Consider the following 7756-nt stretch of genomic DNA (forward strand, 5'->3'; position numbering starts at 1 on the left):
ATTAGAAGAACGTGAAGATTATATAGCTCAAATTTCTAAAATAGAAAGTAAAATTGAATATCTTACTCAAAAAACAAATTTAGAGTTAAGCAAAAACTTTATCACACCTTTTGACAGAGAAGATATTTATCAATTAGTAAAATCTATCGATTATGTTGCAGATAATTTAAATGGAGCAGCGAATCGTATCAATATTTATCAAGTAGATAAAATTACAAAATCTATCCGCAAAATTACAGCTGTTAACTTAGAGGCTTGTCAATTAATCGGTGAAGGAATTGAGCAATTGAAAGATTTGAGAAACGTAAATCGTATTTACGAAATATGTGAACGAATCAATAAATTAGAAAATAAATCGGATCGTATTTTTGATAAAGCAGTTCAGGAAATTTTCGAAAACGAAACTGATGTTAAAAATATCATCAAGTATAAGGAGGTTTTATCTTCATTAGAATCTGCAACAGACAAGTGTAAAAGTGTTGCTAACGTATTGGAAGCTGTAGCGGTAAAACATTCATAACCAAAACTTAATCTAAAAGATTATGACAGATTTTTTTTCAGCGTTTTCGAGCATGTTATCGTCTACGCCAGGAATGTTATTGATTACTATTATCGTCTTAGCTTTTGTTTTTGATTATATTAATGGTTTTCACGACGCCGCAAACTCAATTGCTACAATTGTTGCAACTAAGGTTTTAACGCCTTTTCAAGCTGTACTTTGGGCTGCCGCATTCAACTTTGCTGCTTACTTTATTTCAGTTTATTGGATTGGAGAATTTAAGATTGGTAACACTATTGCAAAGTCGGTTAACGAGCATTTTATTACACTAGAAGTTATTTTAGCTGGAATTATCGCTGCAATTTCTTGGAACTTATTAACATGGAAGTTTGGTATTCCCTCTTCTTCTTCTCATACATTAATTGGTGGTTTTATTGGAGCAGCATTAGCTCACGCTGGTGGTTTTTCTGCCGGTGGAGAAGATGTAATTGTTTACAAAAAAGTAATTCCAATTGTTTGCTTTATCGTATTAGCGCCATTAATTGGTATGATTATCGCCTCGATATTAACCATCATCACGCTGCATATTTGTAAAAGAGCCAAACCTGCAAAAGCAGAATGGTGGTTCAAAAAATTACAATTAGTTTCTTCTGCCCTTTTCTCTTTAGGACACGGTATGAATGATGCGCAAAAGGTAATGGGTATTATTGGAGCTGCGGTTATCTTCTATCACATGAATGTCGATTTTGACCCAGCTTATGTACAAGCGGAAGATAAATTCCAATATTTCGTAGCGCATTGGATGTGGGTTCCTATTACATCGTTTGTTGTTATCGCATTAGGTACAATGGGTGGTGGATGGAAAATCATCAAAACAATGGGTTCTAAAATTACAAAAGTAACACCATTAGAAGGTGTAGTTGCTGAAACTTCAGGAGCAATGACGCTTTATATTTCTGAGCATTTCGGAATTCCAGTTTCTACAACGCATACAATTACAGGTTCTATTATTGGTGTAGGTTTAACGAAACGTGTATCTGCAGTTCGTTGGGGAGTAACAATTAGTTTACTTTGGGCTTGGGTTCTTACCATTCCAGTCTCAGCATTATTAGCTGCATTAATCTACTACATCGTAACATTATTTGTTTAAAAATAACAATCAATATCATTCATATTTAGGAGCTTTTATAAGCTCCTTTTTTATTTTTGAAATAATTTTCGAAATTGATAAATGATAAGTTTAATAAAGTTTTAAATTTGCGCCATGCAATTAACTGTATTATTTATCATTATCGGCTTAGCCATTTTATTTGATTTCTTAAATGGTTTTCACGATGCCGCAAACTCTATTGCAACGGTTGTTACTACAAAGGTTTTAACTCCTATTCAAGCCGTTATATGGGCTGCATTCTTCAATTTTGTTGCTTTCTTCATTGCTAAATTTATCATTGGAGAATTCGGAGTTGCAGACACAATCGCAAAAATTATTAAAGAAGATGTTGTCGTCGCATTTGGATCCAATCCATCTATCGTTGTTATGGCGGCGCTTTCTGCAGCAATCACTTGGAATATTTTAACTTGGAAATTAGGAATCCCTTCCTCTTCATCTCACACCTTGATTGGTGGTTTAGCTGGAGGTGCATTAGCTGCAACAGGTTATGATTTTTCTGCTATTAACAGTACGATTATCTTAACGATTATCGCTTTTATTTTGGTTGCACCAATTATTGGTTTAGTCGCTGGTAATGTTATTTACATCATCACGCTGAATCTTTGTCGAAATGCAAAACCACATAAAGCAGATGCTTGGTTCAAGAAATTGCAATTAGTTTCTTCTGCGATGTTGAGTATTGGTCATGGTTTGAATGATTCTCAAAAAGTAATGGGAGTGATCACGTTTGCTTTACTTGCTAATCAAACTGCAATTGTTAATACGGATATGAATGATTGGATTTTGAATGATGTTTTCAATTGGAAGCATTGGTTCATCACAACAAGTAGTACTGATATTCACGATTGGGTTCCGATTATGTGTTTCTCTGCAATTGCTTTAGGAACTTTAGGTGGCGGAATGAAAATCCTAAAAACGATGGGAAATAAAATTACAAAAATTACTCCTATCGAAGGTTTCACTGCTCAAACAGCTTCAGCTATTACATTATTTTTTACTGAACATATCAAAATGCCAGTTTCTACAACTCACGTGATCACAGGATCTATTATTGGTGTTGGAATGGTAAAAAGAGTTTCTGCCGTTCGTTGGGGAGTTACAATTAGTTTATTATGGGCTTGGATTTTGACAATTCCAGTTTCTGCACTTATTGCAACAGGATTTTATTATCTATTTTCGATGTTTTTCTAACATTAAAATTTAATCATATAAAAAAATGGCTGTCAAAATTGACAGCCATTTTTTATTTATTATATTATTTATTCTTGAATAATTATTTACTAAAATCTTCTTTCAACAAATCGATTTTCGCTAACAACGCTTGTTGAACAGCTGGATAATCTTTTTTGTTAGAAAGTGGAGCATTTACAGAGAAATAATATTTAATCTTTGGTTCTGTTCCAGAAGGACGACAAGCAACTTTACTTCCATCCTCTGTATAGAAAATCAATACATTTGACTTTGGTATCTCAATTGCTTTTTCTTCACCAGAAATTAAATCTTTGTCAATAGAAGATTGAAAATCTTTTACACGAACAACTTTAGATCCTGCTAATTCTTTTGGAGGATTTGATCTAAATTCCACCATCATTTTAGCAATCAACTCTGCACCTTCTTTTCCAGGTTTTACAATACTAATTAAATCTTCTTGATATGCTTTCCCGATTTCAAGATAGATTTCTGTTAATTTATTGTACAGAGAACTTCCTTTCGCTTTTTGTACAGCAGCAATTTCAGAAACCAATAAAGCTGTTGTAACCGAATCTTTATCGCGGATAAAATCTCCAACCATAAATCCGAACGATTCTTCTCCTCCTCCAACAAAACTTTCTTTGCCTTCGAATTTACGAATCATATCAGCAATCCATTTGAAACCTGTTAATCCAACTTTACAATCCACATTGAATTTAGCTGCAATATCATAGAAAATATCAGACGTTACAATTGTCGAACCGATAAATTCTTTTCCTACTAATTTACCTGCTTCTTGCCATTTTTCTAATAAATAATAAGCCAAAACAGTATTCATTTGGTTACCATTTAATAAAATAATTTCGCCTTCATTGTTACGCGTTGCAACACCTACACGATCCGCATCAGGATCTGTTCCAATAACAACATCAGCACCAATTTCATTCGCTAAAGCAACAGCCATAGTTAACGCTTCTGGTTCTTCCGGATTTGGCGATTTTACTGTTGGGAAATCTCCACTTGGAATAGCTTGTTCAGCAACTTGATGAACTTGAGTAAAACCAGCTTTTTCAAAAGCTTTTGGCGTAATTGCAACCGAAGTTCCGTGAATAGAAGTGAAAACTATTTTGATATCTTTTTTACCTTCTTGCGTAAAACTTCCGTTCGCTACACACGCATCAATGAAAGCTTCATCAATTTCTTTTCCGATATATGTCAACAATGTATCGTTACCTTGAAATTTGATTTCTTCAACTTTTACATTATTTACTTCGTTGATAATTTCTCCATCTTGAGGCGGAACAATTTGCGCTCCATCATTCCAATAAACTTTGTAACCATTGTAAATTGGAGGATTATGAGAAGCTGTCAACACAATTCCAGCATCACAACCTAAATGACGAACTGTAAAAGACAATTCTGGTGTTGGACGAAAAGATTCGAACAAATAAACATTGATTCCATTCGCGGTCAATACATCTGCAACCATTTTTGCAAACGTATCCGAATTGTGGCGAACATCGTAAGCAATCGCAACTTTTTTCTCTTTATTCGGAAATTGTTGATTGATATAATTTGCTAAACCTTGTGTTGCTGCACCAAGTGTATATTTGTTTAAACGATTTGTTCCAACTCCCATTATACCACGCATTCCTCCTGTTCCAAACTCAAGGTTTTTATAAAAAGAATCGTCTAATTCGGTTGGATTATTATCAATTAAATCTTGAACAGCCTTTCTTGTTTCCGCATCATAAGCGTCAGAAAGCCATAATTTAGCATTATCTAAACTTGAAGTCATTCTTATTTTTTATTTTTTTAGTACTTGGGCACGGTCGGCAATTTTTGTATCCTTATTTGGATCGCCCATAAAATTAACGATTGAGTTTCCTTTTGCAGAACCATAAAGCGTTTGGCGCGCATTGATATCTAACAAAGCGTTATCATCTGTTGTGAAATTAGCTTCGTTAACTTCGTATTTGAACAAATTCAATTGTGCTTCGCCATAAGCTTTCACTTTCATAGTTCCAGCAGTTCCTTCTAACATAATATTAGATTGATCATCTGCTTTCAAATCAAAGTTGTTTGTAATCAAAAAAGTTTGATTAATTCGCGCTTGATCTTTTGCAGACATTGTCAATTCATCCACATTTAATGTTCCAGAAGTTGTCAAAGAAGTTTGTTTATTCACATCGATTTTTTCTAAATCACGCGTCACATAAACATACAAATCATAGGCACTATAATGATCTACATTTGATTTTTCTTTGATTGTAACCGCATTATTTTTTGCTTCAACTTCTAAATTATCAATAATATTTTGATGCGATTCTACTTTAACTCCAGATTTATTTCCCGGAACCAAAATAACATTACAGTTACACGAAACGCTCAAATCTTTGATATTATCAGCTGTATATTCTTTTTGAGCCGTTGCAGCACCTTCTCCATCAATTGATGATGAACACGAAGTTGCAACTAAACCTAAAAATCCTAATAAAATTATTTTCTTCATAGTAGTTGGTTATTTGATTAGTTTAAATTCAATTCTTTTTGAACTAAATACAATTGTTTTTCACGATTATTACGAACAATTAACTCGCCCAAAAATCCCGCCAAAAATAATTGCGTTCCCAAAATCATAAAAACTAACGAGATATAAAAATAAGGACTATCTGTAATTAATCTAGCTGATGTATGCGAAATATAAACTTTATACAATTTCTCGATTCCTAAATAAAATGAAGCGAAAAATCCTAAAATAAACATCAATGTTCCTAATAAACCGAAAATATGCATTGGTTTATTCCCAAATCTTGATGCAAAGAAAAGTGTAATCAAGTCTAAGAAACCATTTACAAAACGATTTGCTCCAAATTTTGACACACCATATTTACGCGCTTGATGTTTTACTTTTTTCTCTATAATTCTCGAATATCCAGCATTTTTAGCTAAAACAGGAATATAACGGTGCATATCTCCATACAATTCGATATTTTGCGTTACTTCCCAACGATAAGCTTTCAAACCACAATTAAAATCGTGCAATTTTACACCAGACGTTTTACGTGCAACACCATTGAATAATTTCGAAGGAAGATTTTTTGTCAATTTATTATCTTGACGATTTTCTTTCCAACCCGAAACAATATCTGCTTTTTGGTTTTTCAGCATTTTGTATAACGACGGAATTTCCTCAGGAAAATCTTGTAAATCTGCATCCATCGTAATCACAACATCACCTTTCACTTCTTTGAAAGCTGCGCTAAGTGCTGGAGATTTACCATAATTTTTACGGAATTTAATTCCTTTCACTTCTGTATTGAAGTTGGCAATATATTCGATAATTTGCCACGAATCATCTGTACTTCCGTCATCAACGAAAATAACTTCGAATGTAAAATCATTCTGTTCACAGACTTTTTTGATTCTGTAGAATAATTCCTCTAAGGAATCTTGTTCGTTCAATAAAGGAACAACAACTGAAATATCCATATGTTAAAAAACACGTTTTTTTAAGAATTGTGAAAACATCGCTGCAATTGCGATGTAGAAAGATAAGAAAATTGAGAATAATCCGAAGAAGTTTTTCACAGTAAATAAATTAAGTGTTTTATAATCATCCGAATTTCTAAATGTTTCGATATCTTTTGCGACTTTTGGATCAGACATATTAGACGTGAAAGTATCTAATAACCCTTGTTTCAAACTATCTTGTGCCCATTCTCCATAAGTATTGAAGAATACAAAAATAACAATCAAACTCATGATTCCTGCAAAGAAAATCGTGTAGAAACCAACTTTGAAACCTTCTTTGAAAGTCATTAATTCTTCTGAAGTTTGATGATTTTTTGCTTTATTTTTCGATAAATTGAAAATTGTCAAGAAACAATATAATGCATATAAAGGTAATACAATAAAACAGCAAATCATAAAGCTGTAAGTGTAATAATCTTTTACAGAAACTGTTCCGTTTAACGAAAAATAAAAGTAAAGTGCGAAAAACAATGCTAATGTAATTGCTGCAAGCACCAAAGAGTTTTTGAAAATTTTATTAAAACTAACCATTCTGCAAAGATAATTATATCCTTTATTCTATAATACATTATTTTATATGATTTAAAAAGGAATTTGTATTGATAAAAAATTTATTTTTGTTAGGAAATGAATTTATTTTTTAGCCGATTTTACGCATTTACATTAGTGTTTTTAAGCTTTGTATGCCAAGTTACAAATGCGCAAGAATTACTCTTGCAAAAATATTTGAAAGATTACAACTCTAGCTTGTACAATAATCCTGATGAAACAAAAACTTTTGCCGAATATTTTGTCCGAAATTCTACTGATAAATCAGAATTAATCGAAGCTTATATTTTATTAGCTAATGCAAATTATTTTGGAGGCAAATATAACGAAGCGCTTGATAATGCAGCAAAAGCAAACACAGAAGCGATTATAGAAAACAACACAGAATTAATTAAAGAATCCGAATTTGTTTTAAATAAAATTTATCAACGATACAATTTGCTCGACTTTTCTGAAAAATATTTACTAAACAATTCATCTGACGAAAATTCGATCTTACTAGCCAATCAATATTTTTATAAAGGCGATTATTCTAATGCACTTAAAATATTAACCGAAAAAAAATCATTAAATATTGAAGAACAAATAACATTATCAAAAATATATTTAAAAAATCATCTTTATAACAAAGCGTTTCATTTATTATCTCAACTGGAACGTAAACAAAATATAGGAAATTATTTCAAAGCAAGGATTTATCTATTATTGGGCGAATATTATTTTGATAAAAGATCCAACACAGAAGCTGTTTCATATTATCAAAAAGGATTATTGTATGCAAAAAAGATTAATCATTCTGATTTCTATGACAA

8 protein-coding genes are annotated in these 7756 nt (G+C 32.1%); 4 read left to right on the plus strand and 4 right to left on the minus strand.

Features of this window, described 5'->3' with window-relative positions:
* The 3 genes from B3R94_RS12750 to B3R94_RS12760 all read left to right on the plus strand — a co-directional run.
* Positions 1–520, plus strand: a 520-nt coding sequence (locus tag B3R94_RS12750) for a DUF47 domain-containing protein (RefSeq protein WP_291101273.1), incomplete at its 5' end; no start/stop codon positions are given.
* A gap of 22 nt (positions 521–542) precedes the next feature.
* On the plus strand, positions 543–1649 hold the full coding sequence (locus B3R94_RS12755) for an inorganic phosphate transporter (protein ID WP_291101276.1): 1107 nt from the start codon (positions 543–545) through the stop codon (positions 1647–1649).
* Positions 1650–1763: 114 nt separating this feature from the next.
* Complete coding sequence (locus B3R94_RS12760; protein WP_038335433.1) at positions 1764–2861, plus strand: inorganic phosphate transporter; 1098 nt, start codon at positions 1764–1766, stop codon at positions 2859–2861.
* An 82-nt stretch (positions 2862–2943) separates the two neighbouring features.
* Here the strand turns inward: B3R94_RS12760 and B3R94_RS12765 are convergent, their stop codons facing one another.
* From B3R94_RS12765 to B3R94_RS12780, 4 genes are read right to left on the minus strand one after another with little or no spacing between them, the layout of a single operon-like run.
* The gene (locus B3R94_RS12765; RefSeq protein ID WP_038335430.1) at positions 2944–4659 is read right to left on the minus strand and encodes a phospho-sugar mutase; all 1716 of its coding nucleotides are present in this window, start codon (positions 4657–4659) and stop codon (positions 2944–2946) included.
* A 9-nt stretch (positions 4660–4668) separates the two neighbouring features.
* Positions 4669–5373 carry a GIN domain-containing protein gene (locus tag B3R94_RS12770; RefSeq protein ID WP_038335428.1) on the minus strand — a complete coding sequence of 235 codons (705 nt, stop codon included), beginning with the start codon at positions 5371–5373 and terminating at the stop codon, positions 4669–4671.
* A 17-nt stretch (positions 5374–5390) separates the two neighbouring features.
* On the minus strand, positions 5391–6353 hold the full coding sequence (locus tag B3R94_RS12775; protein ID WP_038335424.1) for a glycosyltransferase family 2 protein: 963 nt from the start codon (positions 6351–6353) through the stop codon (positions 5391–5393).
* Positions 6354–6356: 3 nt separating this feature from the next.
* Entirely contained in the window at positions 6357–6926 is a 570-nt protein-coding gene (locus tag B3R94_RS12780; RefSeq protein WP_280062044.1) for a DUF4199 domain-containing protein, read from the minus strand.
* Positions 6927–7022: 96 nt separating this feature from the next.
* On the opposite strand from B3R94_RS12780, the gene B3R94_RS12785 reads away from it, so the two are divergent.
* A partial coding sequence (locus B3R94_RS12785; RefSeq protein WP_291101285.1) for a tetratricopeptide repeat protein occupies positions 7023–7756 on the plus strand: 734 nt, incomplete at its 3' end.

Origin of the sequence: Empedobacter sp. UBA7611 (assembly GCF_002484365.1) — a bacterium.
Classification (GTDB): Bacteria; Bacteroidota; Bacteroidia; order Flavobacteriales; family Weeksellaceae; genus Empedobacter; species Empedobacter falsenii_B.